At 75.0% G+C, this 21,126-nt stretch carries 23 protein-coding genes; 11 read left to right on the forward strand and 12 right to left on the reverse strand.

The window, feature by feature from the left end; all coding sequences use genetic code 11:
- Window positions 1–178 precede the first annotated feature (178 nt).
- A complete protein-coding gene (locus ACPC54_RS33845) occupies window positions 179–394 on the reverse strand; it encodes a hypothetical protein (protein WP_498970282.1) in 216 nt (71 codons plus the stop codon).
- Between the two features lie 400 nt (window positions 395–794).
- Here ACPC54_RS33845 and ACPC54_RS33850 point away from each other — a divergent pair, with 400 nt between their 5' ends.
- Window positions 795–1,838 (forward strand): homoserine dehydrogenase, encoded by a 1,044-nt coding sequence (locus tag ACPC54_RS33850; RefSeq protein WP_498970283.1) that lies wholly within the window; start codon window positions 795–797, stop codon window positions 1,836–1,838.
- A 12-nt stretch (window positions 1,839–1,850) separates the two neighbouring features.
- Here ACPC54_RS33850 and ACPC54_RS33855 read toward each other — a convergent pair whose 3' ends face one another.
- Window positions 1,851–2,228: a DUF488 domain-containing protein gene (locus tag ACPC54_RS33855; protein WP_498970284.1), complete on the reverse strand. Its 378-nt coding sequence runs from the start codon at window positions 2,226–2,228 to the stop codon at window positions 1,851–1,853.
- Between the two features lie 37 nt (window positions 2,229–2,265).
- A complete protein-coding gene (locus ACPC54_RS33860; RefSeq protein ID WP_498970285.1) occupies window positions 2,266–2,703 on the reverse strand; it encodes a universal stress protein in 438 nt (145 codons plus the stop codon).
- Window positions 2,704–2,880: 177 nt separating this feature from the next.
- Here ACPC54_RS33860 and ACPC54_RS33865 point away from each other — a divergent pair, with 177 nt between their 5' ends.
- The 7 genes from ACPC54_RS33865 (at window position 2,881) to ligD (ACPC54_RS33895) (ending at window position 11,757) form a co-directional block, all read left to right on the forward strand.
- Window positions 2,881–3,855, forward strand: a complete 975-nt coding sequence (locus ACPC54_RS33865; protein WP_498970286.1) for a DUF3048 domain-containing protein — start codon at window positions 2,881–2,883, stop codon at window positions 3,853–3,855.
- A gap of 147 nt (window positions 3,856–4,002) precedes the next feature.
- Window positions 4,003–4,293 (forward strand): hypothetical protein, encoded by a 291-nt coding sequence (locus ACPC54_RS33870; protein ID WP_498970287.1) that lies wholly within the window; start codon window positions 4,003–4,005, stop codon window positions 4,291–4,293.
- A complete protein-coding gene (locus tag ACPC54_RS33875) occupies window positions 4,290–4,724 on the forward strand; it encodes a hypothetical protein (protein WP_498970288.1) in 435 nt (144 codons plus the stop codon). Before ACPC54_RS33870 ends, ACPC54_RS33875 begins: the two co-directional genes overlap by 4 nt.
- Before the next feature lie 22 nt (window positions 4,725–4,746).
- The gene (locus ACPC54_RS33880; protein ID WP_498970289.1) at window positions 4,747–9,318 is read left to right on the forward strand and encodes a cation-translocating P-type ATPase; all 4,572 of its coding nucleotides are present in this window, start codon (window positions 4,747–4,749) and stop codon (window positions 9,316–9,318) included.
- Window positions 9,303–9,911 (forward strand): DNA polymerase ligase N-terminal domain-containing protein, encoded by a 609-nt coding sequence (locus ACPC54_RS33885; RefSeq protein ID WP_498970290.1) that lies wholly within the window; start codon window positions 9,303–9,305, stop codon window positions 9,909–9,911. The genes ACPC54_RS33880 and ACPC54_RS33885 overlap by 16 nt, the downstream gene beginning before the upstream one ends.
- Window positions 9,908–10,852, forward strand: a complete 945-nt coding sequence (gene ligD / locus ACPC54_RS33890) for a non-homologous end-joining DNA ligase (protein ID WP_498970291.1) — start codon at window positions 9,908–9,910, stop codon at window positions 10,850–10,852. Before ACPC54_RS33885 ends, ligD (ACPC54_RS33890) begins: the two co-directional genes overlap by 4 nt.
- The gene (ligD, locus tag ACPC54_RS33895; protein ID WP_498970292.1) at window positions 10,849–11,757 is read left to right on the forward strand and encodes a non-homologous end-joining DNA ligase; all 909 of its coding nucleotides are present in this window, start codon (window positions 10,849–10,851) and stop codon (window positions 11,755–11,757) included. The genes ligD (ACPC54_RS33890) and ligD (ACPC54_RS33895) overlap by 4 nt, the downstream gene beginning before the upstream one ends.
- A 17-nt stretch (window positions 11,758–11,774) precedes the next feature.
- Here ligD (ACPC54_RS33895) and ACPC54_RS33900 read toward each other — a convergent pair whose 3' ends face one another.
- The 7 genes from ACPC54_RS33900 to ACPC54_RS33930 form a co-directional block, all read right to left on the reverse strand.
- Window positions 11,775–12,203 carry a hypothetical protein gene (locus ACPC54_RS33900; protein WP_498970293.1) on the reverse strand — a complete coding sequence of 143 codons (429 nt, stop codon included), beginning with the start codon at window positions 12,201–12,203 and terminating at the stop codon, window positions 11,775–11,777.
- The gene (locus ACPC54_RS33905; protein ID WP_498970294.1) at window positions 12,200–15,769 is read right to left on the reverse strand and encodes a hydantoinase B/oxoprolinase family protein; all 3,570 of its coding nucleotides are present in this window, start codon (window positions 15,767–15,769) and stop codon (window positions 12,200–12,202) included. The genes ACPC54_RS33900 and ACPC54_RS33905 overlap by 4 nt, the downstream gene beginning before the upstream one ends.
- Window positions 15,770–15,848: 79 nt before the next feature.
- A complete protein-coding gene (locus ACPC54_RS33910) occupies window positions 15,849–16,445 on the reverse strand; it encodes a hypothetical protein (RefSeq protein WP_498970295.1) in 597 nt (198 codons plus the stop codon).
- 129 nt (window positions 16,446–16,574) lie between these two features.
- Window positions 16,575–16,781: a DUF397 domain-containing protein gene (locus tag ACPC54_RS33915; protein ID WP_498970296.1), complete on the reverse strand. Its 207-nt coding sequence runs from the start codon at window positions 16,779–16,781 to the stop codon at window positions 16,575–16,577.
- A gap of 31 nt (window positions 16,782–16,812) precedes the next feature.
- Window positions 16,813–17,022, reverse strand: a complete 210-nt coding sequence (locus ACPC54_RS33920) for a DUF397 domain-containing protein (protein WP_498970297.1) — start codon at window positions 17,020–17,022, stop codon at window positions 16,813–16,815.
- Between the two features lie 28 nt (window positions 17,023–17,050).
- Entirely contained in the window at window positions 17,051–17,260 is a 210-nt protein-coding gene (locus tag ACPC54_RS33925) for a DUF397 domain-containing protein (protein WP_498970298.1), read from the reverse strand.
- Complete coding sequence (locus ACPC54_RS33930) at window positions 17,257–18,084, reverse strand: DUF5753 domain-containing protein (protein WP_498970299.1); 828 nt, start codon at window positions 18,082–18,084, stop codon at window positions 17,257–17,259. Before ACPC54_RS33930 ends, ACPC54_RS33925 begins: the two co-directional genes overlap by 4 nt.
- Before the next feature lie 126 nt (window positions 18,085–18,210).
- Here ACPC54_RS33930 and ACPC54_RS33935 point away from each other — a divergent pair, with 126 nt between their 5' ends.
- From ACPC54_RS33935 to ACPC54_RS33945, 3 genes are read left to right on the forward strand one after another with little or no spacing between them, the layout of a single operon-like run.
- Window positions 18,211–18,573, forward strand: coding sequence for a recombinase family protein (locus tag ACPC54_RS33935; RefSeq protein WP_498970300.1), 363 nt, complete (start codon window positions 18,211–18,213; stop codon window positions 18,571–18,573).
- Window positions 18,570–18,761, forward strand: coding sequence for a hypothetical protein (locus ACPC54_RS33940; RefSeq protein ID WP_498970301.1), 192 nt, complete (start codon window positions 18,570–18,572; stop codon window positions 18,759–18,761). Before ACPC54_RS33935 ends, ACPC54_RS33940 begins: the two co-directional genes overlap by 4 nt.
- Window positions 18,758–18,955: a hypothetical protein gene (locus ACPC54_RS33945; RefSeq protein ID WP_498970302.1), complete on the forward strand. Its 198-nt coding sequence runs from the start codon at window positions 18,758–18,760 to the stop codon at window positions 18,953–18,955. Before ACPC54_RS33940 ends, ACPC54_RS33945 begins: the two co-directional genes overlap by 4 nt.
- A gap of 60 nt (window positions 18,956–19,015) precedes the next feature.
- Here ACPC54_RS33945 and ACPC54_RS33950 read toward each other — a convergent pair whose 3' ends face one another.
- Window positions 19,016–20,263, reverse strand: coding sequence for an MFS transporter (locus ACPC54_RS33950; protein ID WP_498970303.1), 1,248 nt, complete (start codon window positions 20,261–20,263; stop codon window positions 19,016–19,018).
- A complete protein-coding gene (locus ACPC54_RS33955; protein ID WP_498970304.1) occupies window positions 20,251–20,757 on the reverse strand; it encodes a MarR family winged helix-turn-helix transcriptional regulator in 507 nt (168 codons plus the stop codon). The genes ACPC54_RS33950 and ACPC54_RS33955 overlap by 13 nt, the downstream gene beginning before the upstream one ends.
- Between the last annotated feature and the right edge of the window lie 369 nt (window positions 20,758–21,126).

A 21,126-nucleotide genomic window follows, 5' to 3' on the forward strand; every position in this document is an offset into this window, starting at 1 on the left:
CCCACCCCGTCACCACGGGGTTCGTGGGGGGCGGGGGGGTGTCCCCCCCGCCCGGGCCCGGGGGGGCGGGGGGCCGGGGCGGGGGGGGGGCGGGGGGCCCCCCCGCCCCGCCGCACGCGGATCCCGCCGACCGGTGGCGTCCGCTCTGACCACGTGGTCCTGGGGCATGGACGGGTCATCACGGTGCGGCCGTGTCCGCCGCCGGTGGCTCCGGCTGGTCGGGCTGGTCCTCGTCGTCCCGGCCCGCCGCCGGTGCGTCGGCGATCGACGGCCGGGGGCGCGGCGGACCGCTGCCGTCCAGCGGCGAGCGGTCGGGTTCGTCGGGCGGGGTGCGCCGGTGGTCGCTCGCCCTCCCGCGCATCGCCACGGCCCAGGACCTGCGTCTGACGGTCATCACGGCCTCCGGGGGTTCCGGGGCGGGCTCCCAGCGCCCGCCGGTACCGTGCGGCTACCCGGACGGGTGGCGGCCAATCCGGCCGCCGGCGGGGGCGCCGGACACCCACCCGCGCCGGTGGCCGGGAGGGGTCCGGCCTGTCGGCGGGGCGACGCGGCGCACCGTGGTCCCGGGGCCGGAGCCGGGTACCACGGTGGCGTTGGCCGCCCCGGTGGTCGTTCCGCAGCCGGGACGTACCGAGCGGCTGCCCCGAATCCGCGCCGTCAATCGCCGCCACGGGCCCGCGTTTCCGGGCCGTCGAGAAGACGGCCGGTCCGTGGCGCTCCGCCGGCGGCGCGGCCGGCGGGAGGACACCGTCCGAGGGACGAACGGCCCGAACGCCTCCGGGTATCCTGCCGGGATGCCTTCGTCACGCGGTAGGACCAGCGCGCCGCCCGGACAGTCCGACGACCCGGCGATCGTGCTCTCGGGCTTCGGGCCGGTCGGCCGCGCCTACGCCGAGCGGCTGCTCACCCGGGGAGACGAACTCGCCCGGGACCACGCCGTACGGCCGAGGCTCGCGGCCGTCCGGGTCGGATCCGCGCAGGTCCTCCTGCCGGACGGCGGGCGGGTCCCGCCGCGCGCGGCGTGGAGCCCGCTCGCCCCGCTGGAGCAGACCCTCGAACGGACCGGCGCCCGGGTGCTCGTCCAGGCGCTCCCCTCCTCGCCGCAGGCCCGGCAGCAGGCCGCCGAGGAGGCCGCCCTGGCGCTGCGCCGCGGGGTCCACGTGGTCACCGCGACCAAGAGCCACCTCCTCAGCCACTGGCGGGAGCTCGGCGAGGCGGCGCGGGCCGGCGGCAGCCTGATCCGGATCTCCGGGGCCACCGGCGCCGCCCTCCCGGCGGCCGACCTGGCCCGCACGGGGGTGCGCGGCCTCGGCTGCCGGACGATCCGGGCCTGCCCCAACGGGACCGCCACCTTCGTCCTCGACCGGCTGGCGGCCGGCGACACCCTGGCCGAGGCGGTCGGCGAAGCCCAGCGCCGCGGCATCGCCGAGGCCGACCCCTCGGCCGACCTCTCCGGGGGCGACGCGGCCACCAAGGTCCGGCTGCTCGCCGCCCTGGTGTGGGGCTGGGACCCGTCGACCGTGCGGGTCGACACCGAGCCGGTGGACGAACGGGCCGGCCGGGAGGCCGCGGCCGCCGCCGCGCAGGGCCTCCGGCTGCGAGCGGTGGCGAGCGCGAGCGCGGACCGGCCGTCCGTGGTCGAGGTCCGGCTGGAACGGACGGCCCCCGGCGACCCGCTGCACGGCCTCACCGGGCCGGAGAAGGCGGTCGTCTACGGCTGCCCCGACGCCGGGGACATCACGGTCAGCGGCGGCCGGTCGAGCCCGCTGGGCGCGGCGCTGGCGATGCTGCGGGACACCCTCGACGTCACGGCGCCGCGCCCGTTCGGCTTCGGCTGAGGCGCCCGCCGGTCACCGCTCCTGCTTCGGCGCCTCTTTCGCCAGCCAGTCGGCGAGCACGGCGGCCTGGCTGCGGTCCACGTCCTTGGTGGCGGTCAGCAGGGTGACGCCGTCGTGGGAGGCGAGGTCGCGCAGGTGCCCGGCGGCCTCGCGGTGTCCGGCGTCGCGCAGTTCGGCGAGGTAGCGGCGGCGGAACTCGGCGAAGCGCTCCGGGTCGTGGCCGTACCAGCGGCGCAGCTCGGTCGACGGGGCGACGTCGCGCAGCCACTCGTCCAGGTGGGCGTCCGCCTTCGTCATCCCGCGCGGCCAGACGCGGTCGACGAGCACCCGCTGCCCGTCCTGCGGCGAGGACTCCTCGTAGATCCGGCGGTAGGCGATCCGTGCGGTCATGGCGGGTTCCTCTCCCTCGCGGCGGTGCGCCGGGGGCTCACTGCGCGCGGACGATGACCACCGGGCAACTGGCGTGCTGCGCGCAGCGCGTGCTGACCGAGCCGAGCAGGACCCGGGTGAAGCCGCCGTGCCCGTGGCTGCCGACCACCAGGACCTCGGCGCCCTGCGCCGCCTCCAGGAGGACGTCGGTGGGGTCGCCGAGCACCATCGCCCGGCGGACCGGGACCGGCTGGTCCTCGCCGATCACGGCGTCGAGCTCGTCGGAGAACCGCCGGTCGGCCAGTTCCCGGTCGAAGGTGGGGTCGACCACGGGCGCCGACCAGCCGAAGTGGCTCGGCGGCTCCCAGGCACCGACCGCGTCGACGACCCCGCCGAGCAGCGCGGCGTACCGGATGGCCCAGCGCAGGGCGGCGTGCGACGACGGCGAGCCGTCCACGCCGACCACCACGCGGGGAGCGGATTCGTTGGCTTCCATCTGTACCGTCCTGTCGGTCGTCGCCCCCCTTCACCGTGCGGGCCGCTCGACGCCACCGCCAGTACGGCCCGGCACCCGGGTGACGGGCCGGACGTGGAGGGCGCGCACGACGGGGACGGAGCGGCCGGACGCCGGGGCGGGGAACGTCGGCGGCGTTTCGGCGGCCGGTGCGGGGGCATGCGCGGCGGCATGAAGGTGCGGTGGCCGCTGCTCGCGGCGGGGGCCGTGGCCGGGCTGGTCGTCGTCCAGGGGTGCGGCGGCCCGGCGCACCGGAGCGCGGTGCCGTCCTCGCCGCCCGGCCAGGGCGCGGGCAGCCCGCCCGGGGCGGCCGCGGGCAACCCGCTCGACGGCGTGGGCACGGCGGGCGACGCGCTGGCCGTGAAGATCGACAACGTCGGCGCGCGGGTGCAGGCGATCCACCAGGGGTTGGCCCAGGCCGACATCGTGTACTGGATCGAGGTCGAGGGCGGCCAGTCCCGGTTCCTCGCCGTCTACGACGCGAACCACCTGCCCGCCCTGATCGGGCCGGTACGCTCCGCCCGGCAGACCGACATCCCGCTGCTCCAGCAATACGGGCACCTCGACTTCGCCTACAGCGGTGCGATCAGCGGGCTCCTACCGCTGCTGGACGCGGCGGACGTCCGCAACGTCACCCCGGCCACCGACCCCGGCGCGTTCACCGACCAGGCCGTCGACCCGACCTTCGTCGACCCGCACCGGATCCTCGCCGAGGCCCCGTCCGTACCCGCGCGTTCCCCGGGCTTCGTGTTCGGCCCCGCACCGGGCGGGGGCGACCCGCTCGCGGCGATGACCTGGCACCTGCCCGCCGCCTCCCTCGGCGCGCGCTTCGACGGCGGCGCGTACCAGGTCACCGTGGACGGCCGGCCGGGCTGGTCGGGCACCAGGACCGTGGTCGTCCAGCACGTCGCGATCGTCCCCGGCCGGTTCACCGACTTCAACGCCGGGCACCCCGACAACGAGGTGTTCAGCCGCACCACCGGCTCGGGACAGGCCGAGGTGCTGCGCGACGGCCGGGTGTGGACCGTGCGCTGGAGCCGGCCCGACCCGGCCGCCGGCACCGCGTTCACGCTGCCCGGTGGCGCGGTCATGGCCTTCGCCACCGGGCCGGTGCTGGTGCTGCTGGTGCCGTGAACGGCCCGGAGCCCGGCCGGCCCGAGGACCTGGCCGGTCCGCCCGACAGCAGGACCGGCGGACCGGGGGCATGGATCGGCCGCGTCCGGGCAGACGCCGACGGTGCCCGTTCGCAGCGGGCACCGCCCGGTGAGGAGGCGATGAGCCGTGCCCGACCTCGGTATCGCGATCGTGCGGCAGTACGAGCGCGGCGTGGTGTTCCGGCTCAACTCGACCATCGTCCTCCCGGCCCGGTTCCTGACCAGCGTCCGCGCGCTCACCCGTTTCGTCACCGAGGAGGGCGCGAGCACGGACGGGGCGGAACCGGTGGCGAAGGTCTCCCGGCTGACGATCCCGGCCGGGGTGGACGTCCGGGCGCACCCGGCTCGGGGGCGGCTGTTCGATCGGGCGCGGCCGGGCATACGCACGGACAGGACAGCTGATCGGACACGACCATGAACGAGCACAGATCCCCCTCCACCCCGGCCTCGACGGGCACGGCGCTGCTGCACCGCCCCGCCGACACGGTGGCGTCCGCCGTGCGCCGCGTCCCGGGCGCCGACGCGGTCGGCGACGTCGTCAACGGCGTCCTCGACACCATCGGGCTCGTCTCGCCGCGCGCCCGCCGCATCGCCGCCTACACCGGGGCCGGGCTGCTCGGCGCGCTCGGCGCCGTCGACTGGCCGGTGGCGGCGGTCGGCGCGGCGGCCGTCTGGCTGACCCAGCCGCGGCCCCTGCACGCCGACAGCGCGACGTCGGCCCCGAAGGCGGCGTCCGCGGGCACGAAGCGGACGGCCGCGCCCTCGGGCGCGAAGCGGAGCACCACGGCGGCCAAGAAGGCGAAGACCGCGCGCCGCACCGCCACCCCCGCTGCGCGGAAGGCCGCCTGATCCGGCCGGCCGAAGGTGAGCCATGGTGCTGCGCCGCTTGACCAGACTGTCGGCCGCCGGCCTCGGACTGACCGTCGCCGTGCCGGTCGCTGCCGCGCGCACGGCAGGGCCCGCGGCCCGCGCCGCCGCCCGGGTGACGGCCGGGGCGGGCAGCGCCGCCGTCCGGAGCACGGTGCGCACGGCGGCGGCGACCGTCGCGCGGGCGCGTACGGTCGGCCGGGTGGCCCGAACCGTGGCCGAGGCGGGCCGGGGCTACTGGCACGCGGGCTCGCGCATCCAGTTGTCGCTGCGCCCACGGGCCGCCGGCCGGGTGCGGAACGTCGAGGCGGCTGCGCGGCGGGTGGCGTCGGCGCTGGCCAAGCGGCCGGACGTGGTCGCCGCCTACTGGGACGGCGGACTCGCCCGGCTGGTCGTGCAGTTGACCGAGGACGCGGTGACCGAGCGGGTGGTGGAACGCGCCACCGAACTCGCCGCCGACCAGCGCCTGGACCGGGTGGACGAAGACGTCCTGGAGACCGCCCACCCCGGCCGGGTCGGCAGTGTCCGCGCCCAAGCGGTCGCCCTCGCCGGCGACGCGGCGGGATTCGCCGCCGTCGTGGGAGCGCGGGCGATCCCGCTGCGGACGGCGCCGCGGCTGGTCGCCGCCGCGACCGCGCTGGTCCGCGAGGACCCGGAGGTCCGCACCATCCTGCGCCGGCGACTCGGCGACACCGGCTCCGAGGTGGCGCTGGCGGCCGCCGGCGCGGCGGCGTACGGCCTCGGGCGCTCGCCCACGGCGCTGCTTCTGGACACGGTGCTGCGGACCGGCCGGTTGCTGGAGACCGTCGCGGAGGCCGCCGCCTTCGACGCCGCGCACGACTCGCTCTGCGTGCCCGGACGGCTCAGTGTGGCGAGCGGCGGAACCGCCCGCCCGCCCCTGCGCCGGCTGCCGAACGAGGAGTTCGCCGAACAGGCGGTGGGCGGCACGCTGCTCGGCTCCGCCGCCGCCCTGCTGTTCACCCGGAACGCGGCGGAGGCGGCCGAGGGCCTGGTGGCCGGGAACCCGAAGGCCGCGCGGTACGGCCCGGCCGCGTTCACCGCCGCGCTCGGCACCGGGCTCGCCCGCGAGGGCGTCCTGGTCCGCAACCTGGAGCGGCTGCGCCGGCTGGAACTGGTTGACACGGTCGTCCTGCACCCCGACGCGCTGCGCGGCGCGGGCCGCACGGTCCTGGAGGTCCACCCCAGCGCGCCGGAGTGGGACCACGACCGGCTGTGGCAGTGCGCCGCGGCGGCGCTGGGGCCGTCAGCAGACGGGGAGAGTCTTGAACTCCGTCCGGTGCCCGACCAGTTGGGTTCCGATACGGGCCTGATGGTCGCCCTCGCGGACGCGGTGGAGGTCGGCACCGTGCTGGTCGGGCGGGAGATCGACCCGCTCGCCGAGGCCGCGCTGGACGCGGCCCGCCGCGCCGGGATGCGCGTGGTGGTGGCCGACGACGGGACACTCGGTGACTTCGGCGCGCTCGCGGACGAACTGCTCGGCTCGGAAAAGCCGTTGGCCGAGGCCGTGCGCGAACTCCAGCGCAGCGGGCGGGTGGTGCTCACGGTGGCCCGCATCCCGGCCGTCGGCGAGGAGGGCGAGGGCGAGGGCGGGGGAGGGGGAGACGGCGAGGGCGAGGGACGCGGCGCGGCGGAGACGGCGGACTGCCGGGAGCTGCTGGCCGGGCTGCTGCGCGGCGACCTCGCGGCGGCGGTCACCGACGACCGCAGCGCGGTGGTGTGGGGCGCGGACCTCCTCCTGCCGGGTGGGCTCGAAGCCGTCTGGCGGCTGCTGGCCGCGATCCCCGCCGCCCGCACCGTCGCCCGGCAGTCCAAGACCCTGGCCGAGGCGAGCGCCGCGCTGTCCGGCCTCCTGGTCGTCACCCGGGGCCGACGGCCGCACGGCACCCTGCCGCTCGGCGTCCGCCTCTCGCCCGTCAACCTCGCCGCCGCGGCGGCCCTCGTCACCGGCCGGCGCGCCGCCCAGCGGGTCGGTGCCCGCCGCGCCCCGCACCCGCCGCCGCGCGTCGCCTGGCACGCGCTCGCACCGCAGGACGCGCTGGCCCGGCTCAAGACCGTCCGCCGGCCGCGCAGTCCGGTGCGCCCCGAGGGTCTGCGGGAGTCCGCCCCCGTCGACCTGACGATCCGTCTGTTCCGCGCACTGAGAACAGAATTGAACGATCCGCTGACCCCGGTCCTGCTGGTCGGCGCGGCCGCCTCCGCGCTGCTGGGGGCGACCGTCGACGCACTGCTGGTCGCCGGGGCCCTGGTGATGAACGCCCTGATCGGCGCGGTCCAGCGGCTGCGGGTCGAACAGGCGCTCTCCGCACTGGCGATGACGCAGCACCAGCGCGTCGTCGTGGTCGAAGGGGAGCGGACCAGAAGGGTCAGGGCGGCCGACCTGAGGCCCGGCCAGGTGATCGAGCTGACCACCGGTCACGTGGTGCCCGCCGATGCCCGGTTGCTGGAGGCCGACGACCTGGAGGTCGACGAGTCCTCGCTGACCGGCGAATCCCTCCCCGTCGCGAAGCAGCCGGACGCCACCCCCGACGCGGCCGTCGCCGACCGCCGCTGCATGGTCTTCGAGGGCACCACCGTCGTGGCCGGACACGCCCGCGCGGCCGTCGTCGGCACCGGCGACGACACCGAGGCCGGACGGGCCGCCCACCTCGCCGCCCGCACCCCGCCGGCCGCGGGCGTCCAGGCACGACTGCGTGAACTCACCGACCGCAGCCTGCCGTTCACCCTGCTCGGCGGCGCCGCCGTGGCGGGCATCGCCGTGCTGCGCGGCCGTCCGGTGCGCCAGGCCGTCCGGGGTGGACTGGCCGTCGCGGTGGCCGCCGTGCCCGAAGGCCTGCCGCTGGTGGCGACGGTGGCCCAGCTGGCCGCGGCCCGCCGGCTCGGCCGGCAGGGCGTCCTGGTCCGCACCCCGCGCGCCCTGGAGGCGCTCGGCCGGATGGACACCGTGTGCTTCGACAAGACCGGCACCCTCACCGAGAACCGCCTGCGGGTCGTCCGCGTCGGCACGGCGGACGGCACCCTGCACGACGCGGACGACCCCGCCGCCACGCCCGTCCTGCGGACCGCGGCCCGTGCCTGCCCGCCGGCCGGCGACCCCGCCGCCGTCCACGCGCACTCCACCGACGAGGCCGTCCTCGCCGCCGCTCCCGACGACCTCCGCTGGACGCCCAGCCGGACGCTGCCCTTCGAGGCCGCCCGGGGCTATGCCGCAGCGACCGGCACGGACGATGACGGGCGCGCCCTGCTGGTGGTGAAGGGCGCGCCCGAGAGCGTCCTGCCGGCCTGCGCCGGCGCCGGGGAGATGGAGAACGCGACCGTCGCCGCGCTCGGCGCGGACGGCCTGCGGGTGCTCGCCGTCGCCACCCACGAGCTGGCGGAGCAGAGTGGGGTCGCGGATGCCGAGGATCTGCTCGACCGGCCGCTGGAGCACCTGGAGCTCACCGGGTTCGTGGCCCTCGCGGACACGCCGCGCACCGGCGCCGCGGAGCTGGTCGCCGGCCTGCGGCGGGCCGGGGTGCGGCCGGTCATGCTCACCGGCGACCACCCGGCCACCGCCCGCGCGGTGGCACTCGCGCTCGGCTGGCCCGCGGACTCCGACCTGGCCACCGGAGACGACCTGGCCGCCCTCGACCGCACCGGCCGGGCCGACCGGCTGCGCGCCTGCGACATCGTCGCCCGGGTCGCGCCCGAGCAGAAGGTGCTGGTCGTCGAGGCGCTGCGGGAGGCGGGCCGTGTCGTCGCGATGGTCGGCGACGGCGCCAACGATGCCGCCGCCATCCGCGCCGCCGACGTCGGCGTCGGCATCGCCGCCCGCGGCTCCGCAGCCGCCCGCAACGCGGCCGACCTGGTGATCACCGACGAGCGGCCGACCGTGCTGACCGACGCCGTCGACGAGGGCCGGGCCCTGTGGCGCAGCGTCGCGGACGCGATCACCATCCTGATCGGGGGCAACGCGGGCGAGATCGGCTTCTCCCTGCTCGGCACCCTGCTGTCCGGCCGCGCCCCGATGTCCACCCGCCAGATCCTGCTGGTCAACCTGCTCACCGACATGTTCCCGGCGATGGCCGTCGCGGTCACGCCGCGGGACGACCCGCCGGACGAGGAGGGCACCCCGCGCGTCGGCACCGCAGCGCTCGACGCGCCGCTCGCCCGCCAGATCCGGCACCGGGGCCTGGTGACCGTCCTCGGTGCCACCACCGCCTGGCTGATCGGCACCGTCACCCCCGGCTCCGCCCGGCGCACCAGCACCATGGCGCTGTGCGGCGTCGTCGGCGCGCAGCTCGCCCAGACCCTGACCGGGCGGGCGCGCAGCCCGCTGGTCCTCGCGACCGTCCTGGGCTCGGCCGCCGCGCTCGCCGTCGTCGTCCAGACGCCGGGCGTCAGCCGGTTCTTCGGCTGCACCCCGCTCGGCCCGGTGGCCTGGGCGGGCGTCGCCGCCTCGATCGCCGTCGCGGTGGCGGCGCCCCCACTGGTCCCGCGGGCCGAACGCCTGCTGCTGAGGGCCCTCGCCCGGGCCGTCGCGGGCGCGCGGGCGACAGGACGATGGAGCACCCCGTGAACGACAAGCTCGCCGCCTACCGCCGGCGCCGCGACTTCACCAGGACCGCCGAACCCGAGGGTGGCCGGGCCGAGCCCGGCGGACGCCCGTCCTTCGTCGTCCAGATCCACGACGCGACGGCGATGCACTTCGACGTCCGCCTGGAGGTCGACGGAGTCCTCAAGTCCTGGGCCGTCCCCAAGGGCCCGTCCCGCGACCCGCACGACAAGCGGCTCGCCATGCCCACCGAGGACCACCCGCTGGACTACCGCGAGTTCGAGGGCGTCATCGCCGAGGGCGAGTACGGCGCGGGCACCGTGATCGTCTGGGACGAGGGCACCTACCGCAATCTCTCCACCGACCGCGCCGGCCACGAGCTCCCGGTCGCCGACGCGCTGGAGCGCGGACACGCCTCCTTCCACCTGTACGGGCACAAGCTCCACGGCGGCTACTCCCTCACCCGCATCCGCGAGGAGCGCGGCGGCGAACGCGAGGCCTGGCTCCTGGTCAAGCACGACGACGCGAGCGCCACCGGCAACGGCGCGACCGACCCGAAACGGGCCCGCTCCGTCCGCACCGGCCACACCCTGAAGCAGACCGGCGGCGCGTCATGACGAGCCCCATGCTCGCCGTGCTCAGCGACCGCCGGGACTTCGACGACGGCTGGCTCTTCGAACGCAAACTGGACGGCGTCCGCGTCCTCGCCGACCGGCACGGCCGGGACGTCCACCTGCGCTCCCGCAGCGGACAGCACCTCGACGCCACCTACCCGGAGGTCGCCGACGCTCTCGGGGCCCAGCCCCGCGAGGACTTCCACGTCGACGGCGAACTGGTCGCCCTGCGGCACGGCCGCACCGACTTCTCCCGGCTCCAGCAGCGCATGCGGCTCACCGACCCGCGCGCCGCGCGCACCAGCCCGGTCGCCGTCACGTACTACCTCTTCGACCTGCTGCGCCTCGACGGCCGGGACACCACCGGCCTGCCGCTGCGCGCCCGCAAGACCCTGCTGCGCGACGCCTTCGCGTTCCGGGCACCGCTGCGCTTCACCCCGCACCGCAACCACGACGGGCACGACCTGCTGGCGGAGGCGTGCGCACGCGGCTGGGAAGGGCTGATCGCCAAGCGCGCCGACGCCGCCTACCGGCACCGCCGCTCCGGCGACTGGCTGAAGCTCAAGTGCGACGCCGGCCAGGAGCTGGTGATCGGCGGCTTCACCGAACCCGCAGGCAGCCGGGTCGGGTTCGGCGCCCTGCTGCTCGGCTACCACCAGGACGGGCGGTTGCGCTACGCGGGCAAGGTCGGCACCGGCTACGACACCGCCACCCTGCGCGGCCTGCGCGAGCGGCTGGACGGCCTCGAACGGAGCCGTTCGCCCTTCGACGACGAGGTCCGCGAAAGCACCGCCCACTGGGTGCGCCCCGAGCTGGTCGCGCAGATCGGCTTCACCGAATGGACCCGCGCGGGCCGGCTGCGCCACCCCCGCTACCTCGGCCTGCGCGACGACAAGCCGGCCCGCGAGGTGACCCGCGAGCGAGCGGGGAGGAGTGCGTCATGACCGAGGTCAGGAACCTGCGCGTCGGCGGCCGGACCGTCGAACTCAGCCGTCCGGACAAGGTGTTGTTCCCCGGGGACGGCATCACCAAGGCCGACCTGGCCGACTACTACCGCGCCGTCGCCCGGCGGATGCTGCCGCAGCTGCGCGGCCGCCCGCTCATGCTGGAGCGCCACCCGGACGGCATCGACGACCACGGATTCATGCAGAAGGACGTCCCCGAACACTTCCCGGACTGGGTCCACCGGGTCGAACTGCCCAAGGAGGGCGGCACGGTGACGTACGCGGTCTGCGACGACACCGCCACCCTGGTCTACCTGGCCGACCAGGCCTGCCTCACCCCGCACCGCTTCCTCTCCCGCGCCGACAAGCCCGACCACCCCGACCGGCTGGTCTTCGACCTCGACCCTCCCGCCGACGACTTCGCACCCGTCCGCGAGGCCGCCCGGCTGCTGCACGCGCTCCTGGACGAGCTGCGGCTGCCGTCCGCCGTCATGACCACCGGCTCGCGCGGGCTGCACGTCCTAGTGCCGCTGGACCGGCGCGCGTCCTTCGACGAGGTGCGCGACTTCGCCCGCGACGTCGCCGGGCTGCTGGCCGCCCGGCACCCCGACACCCTCACCACTGAGGCCAGGAAGCGGGCCCGTCTGGGCCGCCTCTACCTCGACGTCCAGCGCAACGCCTACGCGCAGACCGCCGTCGCGCCCTATGCCGTGCGGGCCCGGCCGGGCGCGCCGGTGGCGGCGCCGGTGAGCTGGGACGACGTGGACGACCCGGGCCTCACCGCGCAGCGGTGGACCCTGGCCACCGTCGAGGGGCTACTGAAGGCCGACGCCTGGCGGGACGCCCCGAGCCGGGGCCGCTCGCTGAACCCGGCCCGGCGGCGGCTGGCCGCGCTGGGGGAGTGACGCTCAGCCGGTGGCGCTCAGCCGGTGCTGCCGCCGAGGCGCACGCGGACCGCGAGGAGCGGGCCCTGATGGTCGCGGCCCTCCTCGTGCAGCGGGCCGAACCCGGCCAGGGCGCCCAGCACCGCTTCGACGTCCTCGGGCGCGCCCAGCAGGTTGGCGGTGATGCCGCCGGCCGGCGCGAACCCCTGCCCCGAGGGAACGGCGGCGGAGACGTCGAAGGTCTGCGAGACGGCCGGCGGCGGGCCCGGACCCGGTGCGTTGACCGTCCAGGTGCCCTCGGAGGTGAGCGTGGGTGGGTCGTCCCACGGGTTGCCGCGCCTGGTGCGGCCGCGGCCGGTGTGGGTCGGGAAGACGGCTTCGAGCCGGTCGAGGACGGCGTCGGCCGCCGCCGGCCCGCCGCCCGTGAGCCGGACCAGCACGTGGCCGGCCGCGAGGGGCACGTTCATCGGTCCTCCTCCGGTTCGCCGTAGCCGCCTCCGCCGGGGGTGCGGATCTCCAGGGCGTCGCCGGCCGCGAGGTCGGTGCTGCCGCAGCCGGGCAGGTCCTCGACGGTGCCGTCGGCGCGCAGGACGCGGTTGGCGCCGAGGGCGCCGGGGGAGCCGCCGGCCAGGCCGTACGGCGGGACGCGGCGGTGGCCGGTGAGCAGGCTGACCGTGACCGGCGCGCGGAAGCGCAGCCGGCGCAGGGCGCCGTCGCCGCCGCGGTGGCGGCCCGCGCCGCCGGTGCCGGGGCGGACGGCGAACTCCTCGACCAGGACGGGCAGTCGGTGTTCCAGGACTTCCGGGTCGGTGAGCCGGGAGTTGGTCATGTGGGTCTGGACGGCGTCGGCGCCGTCGAAGTCCGGGCCGGCGCCGGAACCGGAGGCGATGGTCTCGTAGTACTGGTGGTCCTCGTTGCCGAAGCTGAGGTTGTTCATCGTGCCCGAGCCCTCGGCCTGCACGCCGAGCGCGGCGTACAGCGCGCCGACGACGGCCTGGGAGGTCTCGACGTTCCCGGCGGCGATGGCGGCCGGGTACTCGGGGGCGAGCATCGAACCGGGCGGGACGACGATCTCCAGCGGGCGCAGGCTGCCGTCGTTGAGCGGGATGTCCTCGGCGACGAGGGTGCGGAAGACGTACAGCACGGCGGCGGTGACGACGGCGGTGGGGGCGTTGGCGTTGCTGTCGAGCTGGGGCGAGGTGCCGGTGAAGTCGATGACGGCGCTGCGCCGTTGGCGGTCGACCCGGACGGCGACGGCGATCACCGCGCCGGAGTCCGTCCGGTAGCGGTAGGAGCCGTCCGACAGGCCGTCGATGGTGCGGCGCACCGCCTGCTCGGCGTTGTCCTGGACGTGCCGCATGTAGGCCTGGACGACGTCGAGGCCGAAGTGCCCGATCATCGCCCGGACTTCGTCGACCCCCTTGTGGTTGGCGGCGATCTGGGCGCGCAGGTCGGCGAGGTTGGTGTCCGGGTCGCGGGACGGGTACCTCGCCCCGGTCAGGTGCCGGACGGTCTCCGCCTCGCGCAGCCGCCCGTCGACCACCAGCGGCCAGGTGTCGAAGAGCACGCCCTCCTCCTCGATCCGGCGGCTCCCGGCGGGCATCGAGCCGGGGGTGATGCCGCCGATCTCGGCGTGGTGGCCGCGGGAGGCTACGAAGAACAGCACCTCCGCGCAGGAGTCGTCGAACACCGGCGTCACCACGGTGACGTCGGGCAGGTGGGTGCCGCCGTGGTACGGGTCGTTGACGGCGTAGGCGTCGCCGGGGCGCAGCTCGGCGCCGCGGCGGCGGATCACCTCCTTGACGGTGGTGCCCATCGAGCCGAGGTGGACGGGTATGTGCGGGGCGTTGGCGACCAGGTTGCCCTCCCGGTCGAAGAGGGCGCAGGAGAAGTCCAGCCGCTCCTTGATGTTGACCGACTGGGCGGTGGACTCCAGCCGGGCGCCCATCTGTTGGGCGATCGCCATGAAGAGGTTGTTGAAGACCTCCAGCAGCACGGGGTCGGCGGCGGTGCCGACGTCCTCCCCGGCCGTGGCCCGCACCCGTTCGAGCAGCAGGTGTCCGGCGGGGGTGACCGTCGCCTCCCAGCCGTCGTCGACGACGGTGGTGGCGTTGGCCTCGGCGATCACGGCCGGGCCGGTGACGGTGTCGCCCGCGCGCATCGACTCCCGCTGGAGGAGCGGCACTTGGCGGCGCTCGCCGCCTGTGTACAGGGGGACGGTGGCGGGCTCGGCGGGGGTTTCGGATGTCGCCGCCAGGGCGTCCAGGCCGGGCTGTTCGGTGAGGCCGGTGCCCTCGACGGCCAGGGCCTCGATCACCAGCGGCCGGTCCAGCAGGAAGGAGTAGGTGGCGCGGTGCCGCTCCTCGAACTCGGCCCGCATGGCGGCCGGTTCGGACAGCGGCACGGCGATGGCGGTGTCGGTGCCCCGGTAGCGCAGCCGGGCCCGGCGGGCCAGCCGGATGCGGTCCTCGGGGACGCCCTGGTCGCGAAGCTCACCGGCGGCGGCCGTGGCAAGCTCGTCCGCGCGGTCGCGGACGGCGGCCATCTCCCCGTCCGCCAGCGGCCGTTCGACGGCGTGCTCGCGCAGCACCGTGGTGTCGGCCAGGCCGATGCCGAGCGCGGACAGCACGCCGGCCATCGGCGGGACCAGCACGGTGCGGATGCCCAGCTCCTCGGCCACCGGGCAGGCGACCTGGCCGCCCGCGCCGCCGAAGGTGGTCAGGGCGTAGCCGGTGACGTCGTGGCCCTGCTGGACGGAGATGCGCTTGATCGCGTTGGCGATGTTGCCGACCGCGATCCGCAGGAAGCCCTCGGCGGCCTCCTCCGCCGACATCCCGCCGATCTCGCCCGCCAGTTCGGTGAACTGACGAGACGTAAGACCGGTGTCGAGCGGCTGGTCGCCGTCCGGGCCGAAGACCCGGGGGAAGTGCTCGGCCTGGATCCGGCCGAGCAGCAGATTGGCGTCGGTGACGGTGAGCGGCCCTCCGCGCCGGTAACAGGCGGGCCCCGGATCGGCGCCCGCCGAGTCCGGGCCGACCCGCAGCCGCTCCCCGTCGAAGCGCAGCACCGAGCCGCCGCCCGCCGCGACCGTCCGGATCGCCAGCATCGGCGCCCGCAGCCGCACCCCCGCGACCCGGGTGGTCACCACCCGCTCGTACTCGCCCGCGAAGTGCGACACGTCCGTCGAGGTGCCGCCCATGTCGAAGCCGATCACCCGCTGGTAGCCCGCGAGTTCGGACATCCGCACCATGCCGACGATGCCGCCGGCCGGCCCGGACAGGATCGCGTCCTTGCCCCGGAAGTGCCCCGCCTCGGCGAGACCCCCGTTCGACTGCATGAACATCAGCCGCACGCCCGCCAGTTCGTCCGCCACCTGCCGCACGTAGCGGCGTAGCCCCGGGTCGAGGTACGCGTCCACCACGGCCGTGTCGCCGCGCGGCACCAGCCGCATCAGTGGGCTGACCTCGCTCGACAGCGACACCTGGTCGAAGCCCAGCCGCCCGGCGAGTTCGCCGATCTGGCGCTCGTGCGCGGGGTGCAGGTAGCTGTGCAGGCAGACCACGGCGAGCGAGCGGATGCCGTCGGCCAGGCAGCCGCGCAGGTCGTCGGCCAGGCGGTCGAGGTCGGGCGGGCGCAGCACCTCGCCGTCGGCGGTGATCCGCTCGTCGACCTCGACCACCCGGGCGTACAGCGGCTCGGGCAGCGTGATCGCCCGGGCGAAGATCCGCGGGCGGTCCTGGTAGCCGATCCGCAGCGCGTCCGCGAACCCCCGGGTGATCACCAGCGCGGTCGGCTCGCCGGTGCGCTCCAGCAGTGCGTTGGTGGCCACCGTGGTGCCCATCCGGACCGATTCGATGCGCGCGTCCGGGGGAAGCAGGGCCCGGATCCCGGCCACGGCGGGGTCGCGGTAGCGGTCCGGGTCGTGCGAGAGCAGCTTGTGGGTCAGCAGCCGGCCGTCCGGCGCGAGCGCGACCACGTCGGTGAAGGTACCGCCCCGGTCCACCCAGAACTGCCAGCCCCTGGACGACGCCATGCCGGGCTCCCTCCGCCGGGCCGACCCCGACCACGAGTATCCGGCCGGGCACAGGAGGCGGGCAAACGGACCGGGGGAGTCACGGCGAGGCGGGCGCGAGGAGCCCGGCGTGGCGGACGACGGCCGCCGCGCGGTCGGCGCACTGCTGGTAGCAGCAGGACAGCACCACCAGATCGGCGGCGTCGACCGGGTCCGTCGCCTCAGGGGTCAGCAGCAGCTCGTACAGCAGGCCCTGCCGCCGGCCGACCTCGGAGGGCTGCGCCAGGACGCCCGCGACGTCCTCGGAGGCGCCGGACTCCAGGACGTCGGCCGCCCGGGCGACGAGGCCCACGGCGGCGTCCGCGAGGCCGCGCAGGGGCGTGCGCAGCCGCTCGGCGAACGGCTCGCGCTCCTGGCGAGCCCAGGCGGCCTCCAGCAGGCGCTCGGCCAGCTGCCCGAGCGCCTCGGCCTCGGAGCCGACGTGCACGCCGAGCACGAGGGCGGCGGGGCCGCCGGGGATGACGAGGACGGCGTCCTCCTCGATCCGCTCGCGCAGCTCGGCCAGGGCCTCCTCGGCGGCCGGGATGCCCTCGGCGCCGCTGCCAGGACCGGTCAGGACGGCGCTCACGCCGCGCAGTGCGACGTGCGCCAGCCGCACCAGGGCGGCCAGCTCGCCGACCAGCGGGCTGTCGGACATGCCGCTCACTCCCGTCCTGAGGCCCCTCGACCAGTGTCCCGCCCCGGAAGTGGTCCGTCGCGGCGGATGGTTTTCACGCCCTGAGCCCCGGGCCGGTCGGCCCGGGGCTCAGGGGAGGAGGCGGAGGAGTCAGAGCTCGCCGAACTCCCCGGCGCCGGTTGCGGTGACGAAGGCCTGCCAGGCGTCGGCCGGGAAGACGAGTACCGGCCCCTCGGGGTCCTTCGAGTCACGGACGGGCGTGACGTCGGTGAAGCCGGGCGCCACCTCGATGCAGTTGCCGCCGTTCTGGCTGAAGCTCGACTTCACCCACTGAGCGTCGCTGAGATCCAGGGTCATCGTTGAGGTTCCTTCTGGGCAGTGGCCGAGGTCAGGGGTTGCCGAATTCGCCGGTGGCGGTTGCGGTGACGAAGGCCTGCCAGGCGTCGGAGGGGAAGACGAGTACCGGCCCATCGGGGTCCTTCGAGTCACGGACGGGCGTGACGTCGGTGAAGTCCGGCGCCACCTCGATGCACTCGCCGCCGTTGCCGCTGTGGCGACTCTTCACCCACCGAGCGCCGACCAGGTCAAGGGTCGTCATTGAGGTTCCTTCCGGGCAGTGGCCGAGGTCAGGGGTTGCCGAATTCGCCGGTGGCGGTTGCGGTGACGAAGGCCTGCCAGGCCTCGGAGGGGAAGACGAGTACCGGCCCATCGGGGTCCTTCGAGTCACGAACGGGCATCACGCCGGAGAAGTCAGGTGCGATCTCGATGCAGTTGCCGCCGTTGCCGCTGTGGCGACTCTTCACCCACCGAGCGCCGACCAGGTCAAGGGTCGTCATTGAAGTTCCTTCCGAACAGCGCGGATCATGGCGAGCGAAGTCACCGTGTCCAGCGACTCCACCTTCAGGTGATCGTAGTCCTCTTCCCAGTACGCAAGGCTCTCTCGCCCCCGTTCCAGATGGCCTCGTGAGTGGGACTCTGCGTAGCCCACCACAGACCTGTCCGGGAGCGTCAACAACACCACCGGTAAGAGGAAAGGCCGTTGCTCGCCAAGGCGAAAGGGCGCCACCTGGATCGTGATGTTCGGGCGCTCAGCCAGCGCCAACAGATGATCCAACTGAGGTCCCATGATCTCCGCCCCACCTACAGTTCGAAGAAGGCAACTCTCATCGAGCACAGCATGGATGATCGGTGGTGAGTCCTTCTCCAGGAGCTTCTGACGCCGTGCCAGAACATCAACTCGGCCGTCTGCCTGTTCCTTGGTGATGGTGCCCCGGCGGACACTCCCCGCTTCGAGCGCCGCGGCATAGTCCAAGGTCTGTATGAGGCCGGGGATGACTCCCAACTCGAAGGTCCTGAGCTTCCTGCAACGCGACTCGGCATCCGCGAACTCGGCAAATCCTTCCAGCAGACTGGCGTTCGAGATTCGTCGCCACAACTCCTTGAAGACGCCACCGGCCTCGAATACTTGGTCGGCCGCCACCGCGAATTTTAAGGTCACAGGCTTCTTAGCCCGTTCGACGTACGAGACCAGGCCGTGGCTGTATCCCATGCGCCGACCGAGCTCGGCCTGGGACCACCTCCTCGATCGGCGCCACCTGCGAAGCTCCTGGCCGAAGCGGACCGCCGGTGATGACGACGCATCAGTTTCCTGCAGTTCCATGATGAACCCACGCCTGTCACTCGATACAACCGTGAAAGTTGAGGCCTAGAGATCGTACGACCCGGCGGGCCACCATGGCTACGCCCGGTGAGGTTCCGGGCGCGATGCGCAACCATGGAGACACCCATGTCCCTCGACACCCCCATCAGCAACCCGAGGCTCGACAGCTTCACCGACCGGCTCCAGGTGGTCGTCTACCTGGCCAAGACCGGATCCACCTTCCCCGAGCGCGAGTTGCGCGCCTGTGAGTCCTACGCGCTCGCCTTCCACTGGGGCGTCTCCCTGATCGTCGTGGACGACTCCGTCGACGTTCTGTCGCCCGAGCGCCGGCCGATGCTCCAGGCGGCCCTGCTGCGTGTCCGCAGCAAGGCCGCCTGCGCGATCCTCGTCCCGGCCAGGTCGACCATCTCCCCGATCACCGGCGAGTTCGACGAGTTCTCCCGGCAGGTCGAGAAGGCCGGCGGCTTCGTCCAGGTGGCCGCCCGATGACCGCCGGCCGCTACGGGATCGTCCCGGCCGACCCGCCGGCCGGCGTCGACTTCCCCGTCTGGGTCGTCCGCGACCACCGCACCGGCGACCTCGTCAAGGCCCTCCCGCCGCGCCCCGAGCCGCTGCGCTTCTACTCCTACGACCACGCCCAGGCCTGGATCCACAAGAACGAGAGGCCCGCGACGTGAGCCCCCGCCTCCGCTACGAGACCCGCTGCATCGACTTCCGCAGCCCCCACTTCCTCCTCCTCGAATGCTGGGGCATCTGGGACCACCGGCGCCACGACTACCTCCGCGCCCCGGGCTCCGCTCGCCGGATCCGCCGGTTCTACACGCTGGCTGCCGCTCAGGCCCACCTCCGCATGCTCTCGGCTGCCACCTAGCGGGGGTCGAAACTCGCCGACATGAAAGGGGAGTTCATCGGGCGACCGATGAACTCCCGGTCACTGGGCCACCGCTTCGCGGGCGGCCACTGCCCGTCGTAGGCCGGGGGTGCCGACTCCTATCGCGGCGACGGCGCCGAGGCAGAGCAGCCCGCCCGTGACCACGGCCACCGTGCCCGAGGTGGCGTGTGCGACGAGCCCGCCCCGCAGGTTGCCGAGATCGGGCCCCGCCTGCCCGACGATCTGCTCGACCGCCCCGACCCGGCCGAGCATGCCGCTCGGCGTGTGGGTCTGCACGATCGTGCCGCGCGACACCACCGCCACGGTGTCCGCGGCGCCGGCCACGGCCAGGAACGCCAGCCCGGCCCACGCGTTCGAGGCCAGGCCGAACAGCGCGAGCGCCGCGCCCCAGGCCGCCGAACCGCCCAGCATCACCAGGCCCGGCCGGGGCAGCCGGGTGAAGCTCCCGGAGAGCAGTGACGCGGCGATGCCGCCGACCGCGAGCGCCGTCAGGAACAACCCGAGCGTGCGCGGGTCGTCGCCGAAGCGCTCCGCGTTGACCAGCGGGAATAGACTGATCGGCATCGAGAGGACGGTGGCCGCCAGGTCGGTGAGCAGGGCCCCGCGCACGACCGGCGTCCGGGCCAGGAACGCCAGCCCGTCCGCGATCCCGCGCAGCCCCGGTCGGGCCGGCTCGTCCCCGGGCCGCAGCCGGGGCAGCGCGAGCGCGCCGTAGCAGGCGGCGAGGAAGGTCAGCGCGTCGACCAGGTAGCAGGCGCCCACGCCCCACCAGCCGACGATCAGCCCGCCCAGCGCCGGGCCCAGCAGCAGTGCGCCCTGGAAGGCGATCATCCGCAGCGCCAGCCCGGCGGCCAGCTGCTCCTTCGGCAGCAGGTGCGGGATGAACGTCCGGGACGCCGGGCCGCTCCCGGCCGCGAAGCAGGCCTGTGCGGCGACCAGCGCCAGCACCCCGCCGGCCGGCAGCCGGCCGAGGACGCCCTGCAGGGCGAGCAGCAGCGAGCACCCGGCCTGGCCGGCGGTCGTGACCAGGTAGAGCGCGCGGCGGTCCACCCGGTCCGCCAGGGATCCGGCGAACAGTCCGAGCCCGACCAGCGGCAGCGCCTGCGCCAGGCCGACCGCGCCCGTCCAGGCGGTGCTGCGGGTCGCCTCCCACACCTGGAACATCACGGCGACCAGCGTCATCTGGCTGCCGAACCAGGACAGCGCCTGCCCCGCCCACAGCCGGCGGAAGACGGGGGACGCGCGCAGCGGCGTCACGTCCAGCAGTGCGCCCCTCAGGCGTTCCACGACGGGTCCTCGGCCAGCTTCTCGGCGATCCGGTCGTGGAAGCTCCGGCGCTCCAGCGCCCGTTCGAGGTCGGTGACGACCCGGCTCAGCGGGTACGGGATCTCGGCCTCCAGGTCGGCGAGCGCCGCCTCGGTCGCCCGCCACTCCGCCGCCAGCCGGCCGACGACCCCGCGCGCCCGCTCGGTGAGCGTCACCTTCTTGCTGCGCGCGTCCTCGCCGGGGGCGGTCTCCACCCACCCGGCCGCCCGCATCGCGGCGACCTTCTGGCTGAGCGCGGAGTGCGTCCGGCCGACCGACTCGGCGAGCTCGGTGATGGTCATCGGGCCGAGGGCGTGCAGGCGCAGCAGTTCCATCACGAAGCTCGGCTTGAGCCCCTCGACCCGGGCCTCGGTGTAGAGCCGGCCGATGTCGGCGTCCATCGAGGCCTGGAGGAGGCGCAGGGGGCGCCACAGGCTCTGCTGGGTCGGGTCGGGGGAGGGGTCGTCGTCAGCCATGGCGGAAGCGTAACAGTACTTGTATAAGTGCTGTTGTATGTCGAACGCCAACGACGGGCGAGGGACCGGGGTGGCACCTTCCCGGCCGCCGGGGGAGGTGACGTAGGGGGCGGCTGGCCCGGGTGGGTGACATCCTCCCGCCCCCGCCCGGGTGGCGAATGATGCTTTTCCTGCCGTTCCGGAATCGCCTGGTGTTTCCGGAGGGAAAACAGGGGCCGGTGGGATTCGGGTCGCGGCAACCGCGGGTGGGTGGCGATAAATCGGGTGATCGCACCCTGGTCTGATGCGTTGACATGTTCTCGGCGCGGCTACTACCCTTCCCGATGGCTCACATCCATGCTTACGGGGAGGACGTGGATTTCTGTGGTC

Origin of the sequence: Kitasatospora sp. NPDC094028, assembly GCF_049543595.1 — a bacterium.
Classification (GTDB): domain Bacteria; phylum Actinomycetota; class Actinomycetes; order Streptomycetales; family Streptomycetaceae; genus Kitasatospora.

Excerpts from the sequence above, each read along its gene's own strand:
- ACPC54_RS33845 (WP_498970282.1), bottom strand. The coding sequence starts at position 394 with ATGACCGTCAGACGCAGGTCCTGGGCCGTGGCGATGCGCGGGAGGGCG.
- ACPC54_RS33850 (WP_498970283.1), top strand. The coding sequence starts at position 795 with ATGCCTTCGTCACGCGGTAGGACCAGCGCGCCGCCCGGACAGTCCGAC.
- ACPC54_RS33855 (WP_498970284.1), bottom strand. The coding sequence starts at position 2,228 with ATGACCGCACGGATCGCCTACCGCCGGATCTACGAGGAGTCCTCGCCG.
- ACPC54_RS33860 (WP_498970285.1), bottom strand. The coding sequence starts at position 2,703 with ATGGAAGCCAACGAATCCGCTCCCCGCGTGGTGGTCGGCGTGGACGGC.
- ACPC54_RS33865 (WP_498970286.1), top strand. The coding sequence starts at position 2,881 with ATGCGCGGCGGCATGAAGGTGCGGTGGCCGCTGCTCGCGGCGGGGGCC.
- ACPC54_RS33875 (WP_498970288.1), top strand. The coding sequence starts at position 4,290 with ATGAACGAGCACAGATCCCCCTCCACCCCGGCCTCGACGGGCACGGCG.
- ACPC54_RS33880 (WP_498970289.1), top strand. The coding sequence starts at position 4,747 with ATGGTGCTGCGCCGCTTGACCAGACTGTCGGCCGCCGGCCTCGGACTG.
- ACPC54_RS33885 (WP_498970290.1), top strand. The coding sequence starts at position 9,303 with ATGGAGCACCCCGTGAACGACAAGCTCGCCGCCTACCGCCGGCGCCGC.
- ligD (WP_498970291.1), top strand. The coding sequence starts at position 9,908 with ATGACGAGCCCCATGCTCGCCGTGCTCAGCGACCGCCGGGACTTCGAC.
- ligD (WP_498970292.1), top strand. The coding sequence starts at position 10,849 with ATGACCGAGGTCAGGAACCTGCGCGTCGGCGGCCGGACCGTCGAACTC.
- ACPC54_RS33900 (WP_498970293.1), bottom strand. The coding sequence starts at position 12,203 with ATGAACGTGCCCCTCGCGGCCGGCCACGTGCTGGTCCGGCTCACGGGC.
- ACPC54_RS33905 (WP_498970294.1), bottom strand. The coding sequence starts at position 15,769 with ATGGCGTCGTCCAGGGGCTGGCAGTTCTGGGTGGACCGGGGCGGTACC.
- ACPC54_RS33910 (WP_498970295.1), bottom strand. The coding sequence starts at position 16,445 with ATGTCCGACAGCCCGCTGGTCGGCGAGCTGGCCGCCCTGGTGCGGCTG.
- ACPC54_RS33915 (WP_498970296.1), bottom strand. The coding sequence starts at position 16,781 with ATGACCCTGGATCTCAGCGACGCTCAGTGGGTGAAGTCGAGCTTCAGC.
- ACPC54_RS33920 (WP_498970297.1), bottom strand. The coding sequence starts at position 17,022 with ATGACGACCCTTGACCTGGTCGGCGCTCGGTGGGTGAAGAGTCGCCAC.
- ACPC54_RS33925 (WP_498970298.1), bottom strand. The coding sequence starts at position 17,260 with ATGACGACCCTTGACCTGGTCGGCGCTCGGTGGGTGAAGAGTCGCCAC.
- ACPC54_RS33930 (WP_498970299.1), bottom strand. The coding sequence starts at position 18,084 with ATGGAACTGCAGGAAACTGATGCGTCGTCATCACCGGCGGTCCGCTTC.
- ACPC54_RS33935 (WP_498970300.1), top strand. The coding sequence starts at position 18,211 with ATGTCCCTCGACACCCCCATCAGCAACCCGAGGCTCGACAGCTTCACC.
- ACPC54_RS33940 (WP_498970301.1), top strand. The coding sequence starts at position 18,570 with ATGACCGCCGGCCGCTACGGGATCGTCCCGGCCGACCCGCCGGCCGGC.
- ACPC54_RS33955 (WP_498970304.1), bottom strand. The coding sequence starts at position 20,757 with ATGGCTGACGACGACCCCTCCCCCGACCCGACCCAGCAGAGCCTGTGG.